The organism is Niallia oryzisoli, from assembly GCF_043641075.1.
Classification (GTDB): Bacteria; Bacillota; Bacilli; order Bacillales; family Cytobacillaceae; genus Bacillus_BD; species Bacillus_BD oryzisoli_A.
This window is the reverse complement of sequence record NZ_JBHZRC010000001.1, coordinates 1,719,957-1,736,319: the sequence shown is the minus strand read 5'-3', so window position 1 is coordinate 1,736,319 and position 16,363 is coordinate 1,719,957. Positions and strand designations below refer to the sequence as shown.

General features: G+C 37.9%; 12 protein-coding genes. 11 read left to right on the top strand and 1 reads right to left on the bottom strand.

Annotation, left to right across the window (positions count from 1 at the left end; translation table 11 throughout):
• Positions 1-29 precede the first annotated feature (29 nt).
• Both pyk and ACHUFV_RS08800 read left to right on the top strand, forming a co-directional pair.
• Positions 30-1,790: a pyruvate kinase gene (gene pyk / locus ACHUFV_RS08805; protein ID WP_394233198.1), complete on the top strand. Its 1,761-nt coding sequence runs from the start codon at positions 30-32 to the stop codon at positions 1,788-1,790.
• A 72-nt stretch (positions 1,791-1,862) separates the two neighbouring features.
• On the top strand, positions 1,863-2,249 hold the full coding sequence (locus tag ACHUFV_RS08800; protein WP_394233197.1) for an FxsA family protein: 387 nt from the start codon (positions 1,863-1,865) through the stop codon (positions 2,247-2,249).
• 34 nt (positions 2,250-2,283) lie between these two features.
• Here ACHUFV_RS08800 and ytvI read toward each other — a convergent pair whose 3' ends face one another.
• Positions 2,284-3,396, bottom strand: coding sequence for a sporulation integral membrane protein YtvI (ytvI, locus tag ACHUFV_RS08795; protein ID WP_394233446.1), 1,113 nt, complete (start codon positions 3,394-3,396; stop codon positions 2,284-2,286).
• 252 nt (positions 3,397-3,648) lie between these two features.
• Between ytvI and ACHUFV_RS08790 the strand changes: the two genes are divergently transcribed.
• The 9 genes from ACHUFV_RS08790 to polA all read left to right on the top strand — a co-directional run bounded on the left by ACHUFV_RS08790 (position 3,649) and on the right by polA (position 16,067).
• Positions 3,649-4,107 (top strand): DUF441 domain-containing protein, encoded by a 459-nt coding sequence (locus ACHUFV_RS08790; protein ID WP_394233196.1) that lies wholly within the window; start codon positions 3,649-3,651, stop codon positions 4,105-4,107.
• A 367-nt stretch (positions 4,108-4,474) separates the two neighbouring features.
• Positions 4,475-5,599: a citrate synthase gene (gene citZ, locus ACHUFV_RS08785; protein ID WP_394233195.1), complete on the top strand. Its 1,125-nt coding sequence runs from the start codon at positions 4,475-4,477 to the stop codon at positions 5,597-5,599.
• 208 nt (positions 5,600-5,807) lie between these two features.
• A complete protein-coding gene (icd, locus tag ACHUFV_RS08780; protein WP_394233194.1) occupies positions 5,808-7,079 on the top strand; it encodes an NADP-dependent isocitrate dehydrogenase in 1,272 nt (423 codons plus the stop codon).
• Between the two features lie 205 nt (positions 7,080-7,284).
• The gene (gene mdh, locus ACHUFV_RS08775; RefSeq protein WP_394233193.1) at positions 7,285-8,223 is read left to right on the top strand and encodes a malate dehydrogenase; all 939 of its coding nucleotides are present in this window, start codon (positions 7,285-7,287) and stop codon (positions 8,221-8,223) included.
• A 223-nt stretch (positions 8,224-8,446) separates the two neighbouring features.
• Positions 8,447-9,166, top strand: a complete 720-nt coding sequence (locus ACHUFV_RS08770; RefSeq protein ID WP_394233192.1) for a response regulator — start codon at positions 8,447-8,449, stop codon at positions 9,164-9,166.
• Positions 9,163-10,941 carry a two-component system histidine kinase PnpS gene (pnpS, locus tag ACHUFV_RS08765; RefSeq protein ID WP_394233191.1) on the top strand — a complete coding sequence of 593 codons (1,779 nt, stop codon included), beginning with the start codon at positions 9,163-9,165 and terminating at the stop codon, positions 10,939-10,941. The genes ACHUFV_RS08770 and pnpS overlap by 4 nt, the downstream gene beginning before the upstream one ends.
• Positions 10,942-11,171: 230 nt before the next feature.
• A complete protein-coding gene (hflK, locus tag ACHUFV_RS08760; RefSeq protein WP_394233190.1) occupies positions 11,172-12,137 on the top strand; it encodes an FtsH protease activity modulator HflK in 966 nt (321 codons plus the stop codon).
• A complete protein-coding gene (gene hflC / locus ACHUFV_RS08755) occupies positions 12,130-13,062 on the top strand; it encodes a protease modulator HflC (RefSeq protein ID WP_394233189.1) in 933 nt (310 codons plus the stop codon). The genes hflK and hflC overlap by 8 nt, the downstream gene beginning before the upstream one ends.
• Positions 13,063-13,433: 371 nt before the next feature.
• Positions 13,434-16,067 (top strand): DNA polymerase I, encoded by a 2,634-nt coding sequence (gene polA, locus ACHUFV_RS08750; RefSeq protein WP_394233188.1) that lies wholly within the window; start codon positions 13,434-13,436, stop codon positions 16,065-16,067.
• Positions 16,068-16,363: the final 296 nt, after the last annotated feature.

Genomic DNA, 16,363 nt, shown 5'->3' with positions numbered 1-16,363 from the left:
TTATATACATATCAGGAGGTTTATTGCAAATGAAGAAAACAAAAATTGTTTGTACGATTGGACCTGCAAGTGAAAGTATTGAAATACTGACAAAGCTAATAAATGCCGGCATGAACGTTGCCCGTTTAAACTTCTCCCATGGAAATTATGAAGAGCATGGTGAAAGAATTAAAAACATTCGAGAGGCTGCAAAGAACACTGGCAAAAATATTGCTATTCTTCTTGATACAAAAGGACCGGAAATTCGAACACATAATATGGTCAATGGAGCAATTGAATTAAATGCTGGGACTACAGCGATTGTTTCAATGACAGAGGTTGAAGGAACTCCAGAGATGTTCTCTGTTACATACGAAGGGTTAATTGATGATGTAGAGGTTGGCTCTAAGATTTTACTTGATGACGGTTTAATTGGCCTTGAAGTAGAGAAAATTGATAAACCGAATGGCCATATCCATGTAAAAGTTTTAAACAGCGGAACATTAAAAAATAAAAAAGGTTGTAATGTTCCTGGTGTATCGGTTAAATTACCGGGTATTACACAAAAAGATGCAAATGATATCCTATTTGGTATCGAACAAAATGTGGATTTCATAGCAGCATCTTTTGTACGTAGATCCTCTGACGTTCTCGAGATAAAGAAACTTCTCGAAGAAAACAATGCAACACATATCCATATCATTCCTAAAATTGAAAATCAGGAAGGTGTGGATAATATTGATGAAATCTTAGAAATCTCCGATGGTTTAATGGTTGCCCGCGGCGATTTGGGGGTAGAGATTCCGGCAGAGGAAGTTCCGCTTGTACAAAAGAATCTAATTAAAAAATGTAATGCCTTAGGTAAACCGGTTATTACAGCTACACAAATGTTAGATTCAATGCAAAGAAATCCGCGTCCAACACGTGCAGAGGCAAGTGACGTGGCAAATGCAATTTTTGACGGTACGGATGCTATTATGCTTTCAGGTGAAACGGCAGCTGGCTTATACCCGCTTGAAGCAGTAGAAACAATGCATAAAATTGCTTCACGTGCAGAGGCTGCATTAGATCATAAAAAACTATTATCTAACCGTAGTAAAGATAATGAACATACGATTACAGATGCGATTGGACAATCTGTTGCCCATACAGCATTAAATTTAAATGTAAATGCCATTATTACTTCGACTGAAAGTGGACATACAGCGCGAATGATTTCTAAATACCGTCCGGAAGCGCCGATTGTTGCAGTAACGGCAAATGATCATGTCTTAAGAAGACTTTCTCTTGTATGGGGTGTATATGCACAGCTGGGTCAAAAATCAAATTCAACAGATGAAATGCTGGAAAATGCAGTGGATGAAAGCTTAAAAAGCGGATTTGTATCACATGGTGATTTAGTTGTTATTACAGCTGGTGTTCCTGTAAGCGAATCTGGAACAACAAATCTGATGAAAATACATGTTGTTGGTGATATTTTGGCAAAAGCACAAGGAATTGGCCGCAAATCAGCCTATGGAAAAGTAGTGATTGCCAAAAGTGCAGAGGAAGCGCTAAATAAAGTAAAAGAAGGTTCGATTCTAGTTACAATTGGTACTGATAAGGAAATGGTACCTGCGATTGAAAAATGCAGTGCCCTTATTACAGAAGAAGGCGGTCTTACAAGTCATGCAGCTGTTGTTGGCTTGAACGTGGGTATTCCTGTATTGGTAGGGGTTGAAAATGCAACAGGTATATTAAAAGAAGGTCAAGAAATAACGGTCGATGCTCAGCGCGGTGTCATCTATAATGGACATGCAAGTGTGCTATAATTAGAAGACAGGGAGGGGATTGTTCCCTCCCTTTTTATTTTTCAAATTTATAGCGGAGTGTGAAGGTATCTGATGAGAGTATTGATCCTGTTATTTATTTTGATTCCGGCTGCAGAAATAGCGGTACTTCTCTTATCTGGAAATACAATCGGGGTATGGCCGACCGTTGCGCTTTTAATAGCAACAGGGGTACTAGGTTCGTATTTGGCTAAAAAGCAAGGAATGGATACGCTTAGAAAAGTACAGGAGCAGCTTCAATATGGACGAATGCCTGGGGATGAAATACTCGATGGAATCTGTATCCTTCTAGGTGGTGTCATGCTGCTGTCACCCGGTTTTTTAAGTGATATTTTTGGTCTACTATTATTGCTTCCTCCTTCAAGAGCAGCGCTCAAGCCTATCATTCTCAAGATGCTTAAGAAGTGGATGAACAGAAGGACAATTACGATAATTAGATAACCAAAAGAAAAGAGGGTATATTACCCTCTTTTCTTTATTCGCTTATTTCTTTTCCTTTAATAAAGGTCCATAAATCCCTGAAAACATTTGCTTTGTGTAAGGTTGTGAGGATAACCAATGTAACGGGACCAACTATCAAACCTAAAAATCCAATCAGCTTAAATCCTACAAACAAGGCAATCAGTGTAGCCAGCGGATCCATGCCAATACTCGATGAGAGTACCTTTGGTTCCATAATTTGACGTTGGACAAGGACGACAATGTAGAGAACTCCAAGACCAATAGCTAGATTGATATCTCCCGTAATGACTTCATAAATGATCCATGGAACAAAGATCAATCCGGTGCCTAAATAGGGAAGGATATCGACTAGTCCGGTCACAAGTGCAATTGTAATAGCATAGTCAACTCGTAAAATTAACAAACCGATTAAAATAATAACGGTTGTAATGGAGATGAGGGTTAGCTGTGCTTTAATAAAACCAAAAAGGGCTTTTTGTAAATCCACTACCACCTTTTGACTGCTTGATTTAGCTCGTGTTGGCAGTATACGTCCGGCACGTGCTTTTAAACGATCGAAGTCCTTGCTGATAAAAAAAGTAGCCATTAGTGAAAAAATTAATACGGTTGCCGCATTAGGAAACCATGAAATAATTGTTGGAATGAAACCGAAAAAATGCTGAATGAAATTTCCAAGGTTTGTCCCTATCGTACTGCCTGCATTTTGAATATTTTTCATGATGGTGTCCTGCTGTCCAGATCCTAAGCTGTTAAAAAGACTTGTCAGTTGATCATAAATAGGTATGATCTGAGAAGCGATTAAATGTTCAATGTAGCTGATTAAGGTATCTAATTGATCTGGTACTACCTTAGCTAAGTAATCTGCTCCAGTTACCAGTTCCGCAATCAGAAGAGTAATGATTCCGGCAAAAAAGGCAAAAACGAGAATGAGAGCAATTAAAACGGCCAGTGCCCGGGGCATTCTTCCTTTTTTCTGCAGAAAGTTAACAAATGGATTCATTAGAAATGCAATAGCCAGTCCAAAAATGAAGGGATAGGTAATTTTAGACAGGTAATAGACGAGCAGCAGCGATCCAATAATGACCCCGACAACTAGCAAAAAACGAAAGGTTCGATTGACATACATTCGGTTCAAATGATTCACCTCTTTCATGAAATCAGGCTCGCAGCAAAACGGAAAAAATTTATTGCTCCGATAGAAAATCTGCCCCCAAAATGGGGATAGTAAGATTAATCTTAATACGAAAAGAATCTGTATAAAGATTCATATAACTTCGTTAAATGTTCTTAAAATTTGAACGCAGTCTAATGCATTAGACTTTTTTGAAAAGAAAAATTATGATAATATAATATAGAATCGTTGAAGGGAGAACCTCGATTGATTTCACAAGCTACCTTCTTTTTATTGCTATTATTAGTTATTGCTTTAATTGCCAAAAATACATCACTTATCATTGCAGTTTTTGTACTAATGATAATGAAACTAATTGGTTTTGATGGAAAAACATTTTCTTATTTGCAGTCAAAGGGAATTAATTGGGGTGTAACGGTAATAACGATTGCTGTGCTTGCTCCTATTGCAAGCGGTGATATTGGATTTAAGGATTTAACAGCAGCTTTTAAATCTCCATATGCTTGGATTGCATTGATTTCAGGAATTGCTGTTGCCTTATTGGCAAAAGGCGGAGTCACCTTATTGGCGAAGGATCCACATATCACTACAGCGCTTGTTTTAGGTACAATTCTTGCAGTCTCCCTGTTTAAGGGGGTTGCAGTAGGTCCTCTAATCGGCGCAGGGATTGCGTATTTAGCCATGAAAATACTCGAAATATTTTAATATGTTTTCCAGAAAAAATATTTTTTTTGAATTTAAAATTCTTTTCGTTCACAAAAGTCTGATAATTGTTTATAATAATAGTTGTATAAGTTGTGTCTTTTCTTTGTCATCTATATTGTAAGCATTTTCTTTTTGCAAAAATGAACACACGCTCAATTAGAAATTTTTAACTACTAATCACGTAGGTTATTATCGACTGCTCTCAGCAGCCGATTTCTTACTAAGGAGACGATTGTACGTCTCCTGAATAAAATTCAGAAAATTCTTTCTGATAATTCTTGTTTTTTTGAATAGAATGTTTTACAGAGATCTGGGTATGGGGAATTTTTGTTTTATGGGGAATTTATTTAAAAGGAGAGGATTTTATATGACAGTAACACGTGGTCTTGAAGGGGTAGTTGCAACATCCTCCTCAGTTAGTTCAATCATTGATGATACGCTTACGTATGCAGGATACAACATTGATGACTTAACAGAGAATGCTAGTTTTGAAGAAGTTGTTTATCTTCTTTGGCATAGACAGCTCCCTACTGCGTCACAATTAAAGGAATTAAAACAGCAATTGGCTGATAATGCTGATTTACCTCAAGCTATTCTTGATTACTTTAACATGTATCCAATTGAGAAAGTACATCCAATGGCTGCTCTTCGTACTGCAGTATCACAATTAGCCCTATTTGATGAAGAAGCAGATACAATGGACAGTGAAGCAAACTATAGAAAAGCTGTCCGACTACAGGCGAAATTACCAACGATTGTTGCGTCCTTTGCCCGTATTCGAAAAGGTCTAAGTCCTGTAGCACCAAGAAAAGATTTAAGCTTTGCAGCTAACTTCCTTTACATGTTGGATGGAAAAGAGCCAGATGTTATTGCAGAAGAAGCTATGAATAAAGCTCTAATATTACATGCTGACCATGAATTGAATGCGTCTACATTCACTGCTCGTGTATGTGTAGCGACATTATCAGATGTATACTCTGGCGTTACAGCTGCTATTGGTGCATTAAAAGGTCCTTTGCATGGCGGTGCAAATGAAGCAGTTATGAAAATGCTTACAGAGATTGGGACACCTGAAAATGTAGATTCGTATATTAGAGAGAAGTTAGTGAAAAAAGAAAAAATTATGGGCTTTGGACATCGTGTATATCGCCAAGGTGATCCTCGTGCAAAGCATTTGAAATTAATGTCAGAGAAATTAACTAAGCTGACTGGTCAGCCACAATGGTATGACATGTCAATAAAAATTGAAAATATTGTAACTGGCGAAAAGAAATTACCACCGAACGTGGATTTCTATTCTGCATCTATGTACCATAGTTTAGGCATTGACCACGATTTATTCACACCAATATTTGCAGTAAGCCGCGTATCCGGCTGGCTTGCACATATACTAGAACAATATGATAATAACCGCTTAATCCGTCCTCGTGCAGAATATACGGGACCAGGAATGCAGGTCTATGTACCAGTAGAAAAGCGTCAAGAATTATAAGAATCCCAGTAATTTATAGATTTTTCGATATTTTTCACCAAATTCTTTCAATAAGTTTTTACATTTATATAAAAAATTGGTTTAATAGTAATGTTAATAGTATTTGGTAGGGGATGGCTGGAGACTGAAGTGATGTATTTACTAAAAGTTCACGTCAGTCTCTTCCGGCCCATTTTAACCCGTGCCTAAAATTTGGAGGGAGATTTACATGCAAGGCGAGAAAATCACAGTAACAAATGGAGTACTAAATGTACCAAATAATCCAATTGTACCATACATCGAAGGTGATGGAATCGGTCCTGATATTTGGGCTGCTGCATCAAAAGTTCTAGATGCTGCTGTAGAAAAAGCTTATAATGGCGAACGTAAAATTGAATGGAAAGAAGTTCTTGCAGGGGAGAAAGCTTTTAATCAAACTGGCGAGTGGCTTCCACAAGAAACATTAGATGTAATCAGTGAGTACCTGCTTGCGATTAAAGGACCATTAACAACACCTGTAGGTGGAGGAATTCGTTCTCTAAACGTGGCACTGCGTCAACAGTTAGATCTATATGTTTGCTTGCGCCCAGTACGTTGGTTTGAAGGCGTTCCTTCTCCAGTAAAACGTCCTCAAGATATTGACATGGTTATTTTCCGTGAAAACACTGAAGATATCTATGTAGGAATTGAGTATGCTCAAGGCACTGATGATGCTAAGAAATTAATCAGCATTCTACAAAACGAATTTGGAGTAAACAAAATCCGTTTCCCTGAAACTTCAGGAATTGGTATTAAGCCTGTTTCTAAAGAGGGTACAACTCGTCACGTACGTGCTGCTATTGATTATGCAATTAAAGAAGGCAGAAAATCAGTAACACTTGTACATAAAGGTAATATCATGAAGTTTACTGAAGGTGCATTCAAAAACTGGGGCTATGAAGTAGCTGAAACAGAATATGCTGATAAGGTATTTACATGGAATCAGTACGACAAGATCAAAGAAGAGCAAGGTGTAGAGGCTGCAAACAAAGCACAAGCTGATGCAGAAGCAGCTGGCAAAATTATCGTTAAAGATGCAATTGCAGATATTTTCCTACAACAAATCTTAACACGTCCAAGTGAATTTGATGTTGTTGCAACATTAAACTTAAATGGAGACTATATTTCTGATGCACTTGCTGCACAAGTAGGTGGAATTGGTATTGCTCCTGGAGCAAACATTAACTATGTTACAGGACATGCTATTTTTGAAGCTACACACGGTACAGCTCCAAAATATGCTGGCCTAGATAAAGTTAACCCTTCATCAGTTCTTCTTTCTGGTTGTTTATTACTTGAACACATCGGCTGGAATGAAGCAGCAAACATGATTACTAAATCAATTGAAAAAACGATTGCATCTAAAGTTGTAACATACGACTTTGCCCGTCTAATGGAAGGTGCAACAGAAGTAAAATGTTCTGAATTTGGTGACGAACTAATTAAGAACATGGAAGCATAATAGCAAGTCTGTCATTAGAACCGAATCTGGTTAGAATAAAAGTATAAACGCCTTACTCTTGATGGGTAAGGCGTTTAAGCTAAAAACTGGTAATCAGTATGTGAATATGTTTATATAAAGATGCACGATTGCTGCTTTAATATTCTAAAAATTTAGAGTATTATAGAAGTAAGCAAGCTACATATTGAGGGGAGAGGTTTAACAAATGGCAATAACACGTAGAAAAGTATCTGTAATTGGTAGTGGCTTTACAGGAGCAACTACAGCATTATTCCTTGCACAAAAAGAATTAGGTGATGTAGTATTAGTAGATATCCCACAGATGGAAAATCCTACTAAGGGAAAAGCGTTAGATATGTTAGAAGCAAGTCCTGTACAAGGCTTTGATGCTAACATTATAGGCACATCAGACTATAAAGATACAGAAAATTCCGATATTGTAATTATTACAGCAGGAATCGCGCGTAAGCCTGGTATGAGCCGTGATGACTTAGTGCAGACAAACCAAAAAGTTATGAAGGCTGTTACGAAAGAAATTGTTAAATATTCTCCAAATTGTTATATTATTGTTTTAACAAACCCAGTTGATGCTATGACTTATACAGTTTTTAAAGAATCAGGATTTCCAAAGAACCGTGTAATCGGACAATCAGGTGTTCTTGATTCAGCACGTTTCCGTACGTTTGTTGCAGAAGAATTAAATCTGTCTATTAAAGATGTCACTGGTTTTGTATTAGGTGGACATGGTGATGATATGGTTCCGCTCGTGCGTTATTCTTATGCTGGCGGCATCCCGCTGGAAACTTTAATCCCTAAAGACCGTCTAGATGCTATTGTTGAGCGAACTCGTAAGGGTGGCGGTGAAATTGTGAACCTGCTTGGGAACGGAAGTGCCTACTATGCACCTGCTGCATCCCTAGTTGAAATGACAGAAGCAATTCTTAAAGACCAACGCCGTGTACTTCCAGCAATTGCTTATTTAGAAGGAGAGTACGGCTATAATGGAATTTATTTAGGCGTACCAACGGTTATTGGAGGAGATGGAATTGAGCAGGTCATTCAGCTTCAACTAACTGAAGAAGAAAAAGCTCAACTTGATCGTTCTGCTGAATCTGTAAAAAATGTAATGGCTGTTTTAGCTTAATGAAGAAATGGAAATTCGGGGAAGAGATTCCCCGAATTTTTTTGTGCGAAAAATTATATTCCTCCTAATATGACAGCCCATTCTCCGGGAGTGGTTGTTTGCAGGTGGAAGATTAGGTATTGTACATGTCTTTTTTTTATGTGTATAGTAGTAAATAGGATACGTTAGCTTTTATTTGGATGATAAGGGGTTTTCTAATAGTATTCTATAAACGGAGGATAATATGGAAAAAAAAGTGCTTGTCGTCGATGATGAAAAATCAATTCTTACACTAATTGAATATAATCTGCAGCAGGCAGGATTCGAAGTAATAACTGCAATGGACGGGGAAGAAGCGAAAAATATTGCCTTACAGGAGAATCCTGATTTAATTGTTCTTGATTTAATGCTCCCAAAAATGGATGGTTTGGAGGTCTGCAAGCAGCTTCGTCAGCAGAAAAACTTCACACCGATCCTAATGCTGACTGCAAAGGACGATGAATTTGATAAGGTCCTGGGTCTTGAACTAGGTGCAGATGACTATATGACAAAGCCATTCAGTCCCAGAGAGGTCGTTGCGCGCGTAAAAGCAATTTTACGGAGAACACAAATACAAGCAGAGGTATCTGAGCAGAATGCTAAAAACGATTTAGATCAAATTGTTATCAATCATTTAACGATTTATCCTGAACAATACGAAGCGTATTTTGAGGGGAATTTACTAGAATTAACTCCAAAAGAGTTTGAATTATTATTATATTTAGCGAAAAATAAAGGGCGGGTATTAACGCGTGATCAGCTTCTAAGTGCTGTTTGGAACTATGATTTTGCAGGTGATACACGGATTGTGGATGTGCATATCAGTCATTTACGGGAAAAAATTGAAAAGAATACGAAAAAACCTGTTTACATTAAGACTATCAGGGGCTTGGGCTACAAGCTTGAGGAGCCAAAAGAGGAATGACAAAGTTTCGTACGAAGCTTCTATTAACTCTTATTACACTTCTTATTATTGTATTAATTTGTCTAGGTCTTATCCTAGGACAGTTATTTAAATATAATTATATAAAAACATTTGATGAACGGTTAAAGAAGGAAAATGCTCTTGTGGCTTCTTTTATCGAAGATCATGGTAGCATTGATGAATTTAGTCGAGCAAGAGTTAGGACTATTAGTAACGAGTTAAATGCAAGAATAGCTGTCATAGATCAAAAAGGAAACATTATGTATGACAGTGGTGAACTGGATCAAACCGGTAATGTCAATTACAAGAATGTAATCCATGCAATTATTGAAAAGGATACGGATTATGTTAACGAATTAAATCAACAAACAATAGTAAATGATTTTCATATCAAGTATTATTGGAAACCAATCAGCATTGATGGTGATAAAAAAGGGTATGTACTTCTTAGCACAAAAATGACAGAGCTAAAAAAGGCCTATTCTCAAATTTGGTGGTTATTATTTATCTCCTTTAGTTTTGCTTTCATTGTTATTTTTATCCTTGGACGCATGATTATGAACCGCTACACAAAGCCGATTGAGAGAGCGACAAATGTTGCATTTGAATTGGCAAAGGGAAATTATCAAGCTAGAACCTACGAAGATCAAGTTGGAGAAATTGGGATGCTCAATTCTTCATTGAATATTTTAGCCCGCAATCTCCAGGATATGAGAAAGTCGCATGAAATGCAAAAGGATCGGCTAAGTACACTTATCGAAAGTATTGGAAGTGGCCTGCTCCTTATTGACAGCCGGGGTTATATCAGTTTAATTAATCGTGCGTATAAGGATATTTTTGCTGTTAAACCTTCTGAATATTTATATCAGCTCTATTATGAAGTGATCGAGCATCGAGAAATAAAAAAAATGATCGAAGATATTTTTATGACGGAACAAAAAGTGAAAAAGCAGGTGGTCATTCCACTCAAAATTGAAAGGCGTCATTTTGAAGTATATGGCGTACCAATTATCGGAACGAATGATGTTTGGAAAGGAATTCTGCTTGTTTTTCATGACATAACAGAAATAAAGAAATTAGAACAAATGCGTAAAGATTTTGTAGCCAATGTATCACACGAGTTAAAAACACCGGTTACTTCTATAAAAGGCTTTTCGGAAACACTTTTAGATGGAGCCATGGAAAATAAAGAGACGTTGGAAGCATTTTTAACTATCATTTTAAAAGAAAGTGACAGACTGCAATCTTTAATAAATGATCTTCTAGAATTATCTAAAATTGAGCATGAGGGCTTTAGTTTGTCACTACAGACCTTCAATTTAGTCGACTTGCTGCATGATGTGATGAGAATCATGGAAGGTAAGGCTAAGGAAAAGAATATTACGATTTTGTTTGATTCACACCCAAATGAATTATTTCTTGAAGGGGATATTTATCGATTAAAACAAGTGTTTATTAATATCATTTCTAATGCAGTTTTGTATACTCCTCAAGAAGGAAATGTAACGATTAGTATGGAAGAACAAAACAAAACTGTAACCGTGCATATTAAGGACACCGGGATGGGAATAGAGGAGAAAGAAATTCCTCGTATTTTTGAACGGTTCTATCGTGTTAATAAGGCAAGGGACCGAGATTCAGGGGGGACAGGATTAGGGTTAGCGATTGTTAAGCATTTACTAGAGGCTCATAAAGGGAAAATTACAGTAGAGAGTGAAATCGGTAAGCATACTACATTCAGTATTGAGCTGTATAAAGATTTTCCGCATAAATAAGGAATAAATGATAAATCTTTACATATCGTTAACATATCATTTATAGGGGCTTAACATTCGTTAGCTATTATTATTTATGAAATACCCCTTCATCCAAAGGAGCCAAAATAAAAGAGACGGAAGCAGCAGCTTTCGTCTCTTTTATTTTGTAAAAGGATAGCATGTCTGAAACCTTTCTTCAATATAATCGTAGATACAGTTATAGATACTTTCTGAGAAAGGGTGAGAACATGGTAAGTCTAAAAAGGATATATATGGCTGTGGGAGCTGTCTTGCTTATTGTCATTCTAGCGTTAGCAGCGTTTACAACATGGTATACCGTAGATGAATCAGAACAAGCTGTTATTCTAACATTTGGTGATGCCAAGGAAGGTATGAGTGAGCCCGGATTACATTTTAAATTACCGTGGCCGATACAAAAGGTAGAGAAACTATCAAAAGAAACGTTTAGCCTGCAATTCGGTTACCAAGAAGATTCGGGTAAAGTGAAGGAATTTCCAGCAGAGACAAAAATGATTACTGGTGATGAAAACATCGTTTTGGCAGATTTAGTTGTTCAATGGAAGATTACTGAGCCAACTAAATTTTTGTATAACTCAGTTGATCCAAAAGAGATTCTCTATGATACTACATCAGCATCCCTACGAAGTATCATTGGAAGTTCGAAGATTGATGACGCGTTAACCTCAGGAAAAGCTGAAATTGAAGCAGATGTAAGGGACTTATTATCTAACTTAATAAAAAAATATGATATTGGAATTTCTATATTAGCAGTGAAGCTGCAGGATGTAGAGCTTCCAAACGATGAAGTTCGCAAAGCATTTACGAATGTAACAGATGCACGGGAAACGATGAATACGAAAATCAACGAAGCAAAAAAATATGAGAATAAGAGATTGAATGAAGCTGAAGGTGAAAAAGAAGCGATTATATTAAATGCTGAGGGAGATAAAGCAGAGCGTATAGAAAAAGCGCGTGGGGACATAGCAGTTTTCGATAAGCTATATGAAGGGTATCGAACGAACCCTGATATTACACAAGAACGTCTGATTCTCGAAACATTGGAGCAGGTCCTTCCTGAAACGGAAGTATATATCATGAACGATGATGGCAACACATTAAAGTACTTCCCAATTCGTCCTCTCGAACCGAAAGCTGAAGAAGATACGAAGAAGGGAAGTGAAAGCAATGGCTGATGAAAAAATCATAAACATGAAAGAAAAGGGCGGTAATTTTCAGTGGAGAGGCTACACAAAAATAGGCATCTTTTTTGTTATCCTGATTGCGCTTTTAGTATTTATCCTCGCCAATGTTTTTGTTGTCAAAGAAGGTGAGTATAAGGTCGTCCGTCAATTTGGGGAAGTAGTAAGGATTATTGATAAGCCAGGATTAAACTATAAAATACCTTTTATCCAAAGTGTTACCTCTTTACCGAAGTATCAAATGATCTATGATGTAAAAGAAGCGGAAATCAATACGAAAGATAAGAAAAGAATGATTATTGACAATTATGCTGTTTGGAAGGTTGTTAATCCAAAGCTGATGATTTCGAATGCAAGAACGATCGAAAATGCAGAAAGCAGAATGGAAGAGTTTATTTATTCGGTTGTTCGTGCAGAGCTTGGACAGTTAAATTATGACGAAATCATTAATGATGAAAAATCATCGCGAGGCTCTTTAAACGACCGAATTACGGAGAAGGTTAACGAATTTTTGGCGAATGATAAATATGGAATTGTTGTTACAGATGTTCGAATGAAAAGAACGGACTTACCTGAGGAAAATGAACTTTCTGTATATACACGGATGATTTCAGAACGTGAATCGAAAGCGCAGGAATATTTGTCAATGGGGGATGCTGAAAAAAATAAGATAACAGCTCAAACAGACAAGACCGTACAGGAAATGCTGGCAACAGCAAAGGCTGATGCAGAAACCATTCGAGGGCAGGGTGAAGCGGAAGCGGCTTTAATTTATAATCAATCCTACTCGAAAGATCCTAATTTCTATTCTTTATTCCGTACATTAGAATCTTATAAAAAGACCATCAATGGTGAAACAGTACTTGTATTACCTTCTGATTCTCCATATGCCCGTTTATTAATGGGTGCTTCAGAATAAGTAAATAGTTCCATGCAAATAGCCGTTATTTTCCTTTCCTTATTCAATCATGATAAACTAAGGAAAGAAAATAATGGCTTTTTTTACTTTAAAAATAATAAACACTTGTGCTTTTAATTTCAGGCTGTGTTAAAGCACAAAGTTGATTGGAGTGGAAGGCACGCAGACTCCTCGAAAATTCTATCGAATTTTCTCGTGCGTGGGCGGATTCAAGGAAGTAATTCAATGTCCTGCGGGAGAAGCGAGACAGTCGAGACCCCACAGACACGAAGTGTCGAGGAGGCTCGGCGGTCGCCCTAAGGTGCGCGAAGTTTCTTGAACGGAAATCAACGAACATAATTTAACAAAGCCTAATGTAAAGGAGTTATTAAATGACAAAGAAACTTGTGTTAATTGATGGAAATAGTATTGCGTATCGCGCATTTTTTGCTTTACCACTATTACATAATGATAAGGGAATACATACAAATGCAATTTACGGATTTACGATGATGCTGATGAAAATTTTAGAGGAGGAAAAACCTACACATATATTGGTAGCGTTCGATGCGGGAAAAACAACGTTCCGCCATAAATCCTTTAGTGAATATAAAGGCGGCAGACAGAAGACACCGCCTGAATTATCGGAGCAGTTTTCGTTTATCCGCGAGCTCTTAGATGCATACCGGATTTCAAGATATGAGCTTGAAAACTATGAGGCAGACGATATAATCGGTACCCTTGTCTTACAGGCTGAGAAAGAGGGCTATCAGATAAAGGTAATTTCTGGTGACAAGGATTTAACGCAGTTAAGTTCGACTCAGACAACCGTCGGAATTACAAAAAAGGGTATTACAGAGATTGAAGAATACACTCCGGAACATATCATGGAAAAGTATGGTCTAACGCCTGAACAAATCATCGATATGAAGGGCTTGATGGGAGATACTTCAGACAATATCCCTGGTGTTCCTGGTGTAGGGGAAAAAACAGCGATCAAGCTTTTAAAGGAGTTTGAAACACTAGAGGCTTTATTAGCATCTATTGATAAAGTAACTGGCAGTAAATTAAAAGAAAAACTGGAAACCTATAAGGAGCAGGCTTTATTAAGTAAAGAGCTTGCCACCATTATGCGGGAAGCACCGGTTGAAGTTAAATTAGATGAAATTGAATATGAGGGATTTGAAAAGGAAAAACTGAGCAGCTTGTTTAAGGAGCTTGGTTTCCAGTCGTTATTGGACAAGTTTGGTGAGGAGCTATCTGATACGGAAACTTTAGTATTGGAGGATATTGAATTTGAAGTGGTTACGGAAGTAAGTGAAGATTTGTTTGCGAACCATAATACCCTTTATGTTGAAGTTCTTGAGGATAATTATCATTATGCCGATATTATTGGTATTTCGTTAGTAAATGAAAAAGGACACTTTTTTATTCCAACGAATATTGCACTGGAATCATCTGTTTTTAAAGCATGGGCAGAAGATGAAGAAAAGAAGAAATCGGTTTATGATGTGAAACGGTCTGAGGTATCGTTACGTCATCATGGAATCCATTTGAATGGGGTTAGCTTTGATTTATTAATTGCCGCCTACCTTGTTAATCCATCAGAGACAATCACAGATATTGCTTCGGTAGCAAGCCGGTATGGATTTTCTGCCATTCAATCGGATGATGTCTTTTATGGAAAAGGAGCAAAACGAAGAATTCCAGAGGAAAAGGAGCTTGCCGAACATCTTGTTCGTAAGGCATTGGTGCTTTATGATCTCGAAGATAAACTTGAGGATGAGTTAAAAGAAAACCAGCAGCTTGAACTATACCATGATCTTGAAATGCCGCTCGCTTTTATCCTTGCAGATATGGAATCGCAGGGTGTAAAGGTGGACCGTGACCGCTTGAGCGGTATGGGAGAAGAGTTGAAGTCAAGATTAAATGACCTTGAGGAGCTGATTTATACTTTAGCCGGAGAAGCATTTAATATAAATTCACCAAAGCAGCTTGGCGTTATATTATTTGAAAAGCTTGGACTGCCTGCTATTAAAAAAACGAAAACAGGCTATTCCACTTCTGCAGATGTGTTAGAAAGATTAGAGGATGACCATGAAATTATCAGGCAGATTCTTCTTTTCCGTCAGCTTGGAAAATTACAATCCACCTATATAGAGGGACTGCTAAAAGTCATCAATCCGAAAACAGACAAGGTTCATACTATTTATAACCAGACATTAACACAAACAGGACGCTTAAGCTCGACGGATCCAAATCTCCAGAATATCCCGATTCGCTTAGAGGAAGGCAGGAAAATTCGTCAAGCCTTTGTGCCTTCTGAAGAGGGCTGGGTCATTTTTGCGGCAGATTACTCACAAATTGAGTTACGGGTTCTTGCCCATATTGCCGGCGACGAAAAGCTGATTGCTGCCTTTAAAGAGGGTATGGATATCCATACGAAAACGGCAATGGAAGTATTTCATGTAAAGGCTGACGAGGTTACATCGAATATGCGCAGGCATGCAAAAGCAGTTAATTTTGGAATTGTCTATGGGATTAGTGATTACGGATTAAGTCAAAGTCTCAAGATTTCCCGTAAGGAAGCAGGGAATTTTATCAATCGTTATTTGGAAAGTTATCCTGGTGTAAAAGAATACATGGATGAAATTGTGAAGGATGCTAAGCAAAAGGGATATGTATCGACGCTGATGCAAAGGCGAAGATATCTACCGGAAATTACGAGTAGAAACTTTAATCTACGGAGCTTTGCAGAGCGAACAGCTATGAATACGCCAATTCAAGGAAGTGCGGCTGATATTATTAAAAAGGCCATGCTGGATATGGCAGAACGTTTACAGGATGAAAGCTTAAAAACTCGTTTATTACTTCAGGTACATGACGAATTAATCTTTGAAGCACCGCCAGAGGAAATTGAGAAATTGAAGAAGATTGTCCCTGAGGTTATGGAGAATGCAATTGAGTTGAAAGTACCGCTGAAAGTAGACTATGCATTCGGTCCAACCTGGTTTGACGCAAAGTAATTAGAAAAGCGGAGGCGCCTTGCCCAGCCGCGACAAGCTTAAGACGCTCCGGGGAGAAGGTTGTTCTTTAACCTTCTCATCGGAGTGGCTTAAGACCTCGAGCGGCTAGGCGCCGGAGCTAGATCAAGAAAAGCGGAGGCGCCTTGCCCAGCCGCGACAAGCTTAAGACGCTCCGGGGAGAAGGTTGTTCTTTAACCTTCTCATCGGAGTGGCTTAAGACCTCGAGCGGCTAGGCGCCGGAGCTAGATCAAGAAAAGCGGAGGCGCTTGAGCTAAATCAAGGTATTCGGAGACGTC

Coding starts and splice junctions, on each gene's coding strand:
- pyk (WP_394233198.1), top strand. CDS start 30: ATGAAGAAAACAAAAATTGTTTGTACGATTGGACCTGCAAGTGAAAGT.
- ACHUFV_RS08800 (WP_394233197.1), top strand. CDS start 1,863: ATGAGAGTATTGATCCTGTTATTTATTTTGATTCCGGCTGCAGAAATA.
- ytvI (WP_394233446.1), bottom strand. CDS start 3,396: ATGTATGTCAATCGAACCTTTCGTTTTTTGCTAGTTGTCGGGGTCATT.
- citZ (WP_394233195.1), top strand. CDS start 4,475: ATGACAGTAACACGTGGTCTTGAAGGGGTAGTTGCAACATCCTCCTCA.
- icd (WP_394233194.1), top strand. CDS start 5,808: ATGCAAGGCGAGAAAATCACAGTAACAAATGGAGTACTAAATGTACCA.
- mdh (WP_394233193.1), top strand. CDS start 7,285: ATGGCAATAACACGTAGAAAAGTATCTGTAATTGGTAGTGGCTTTACA.
- ACHUFV_RS08770 (WP_394233192.1), top strand. CDS start 8,447: ATGGAAAAAAAAGTGCTTGTCGTCGATGATGAAAAATCAATTCTTACA.
- pnpS (WP_394233191.1), top strand. CDS start 9,163: ATGACAAAGTTTCGTACGAAGCTTCTATTAACTCTTATTACACTTCTT.
- hflK (WP_394233190.1), top strand. CDS start 11,172: ATGGTAAGTCTAAAAAGGATATATATGGCTGTGGGAGCTGTCTTGCTT.
- hflC (WP_394233189.1), top strand. CDS start 12,130: ATGGCTGATGAAAAAATCATAAACATGAAAGAAAAGGGCGGTAATTTT.
- polA (WP_394233188.1), top strand. CDS start 13,434: ATGACAAAGAAACTTGTGTTAATTGATGGAAATAGTATTGCGTATCGC.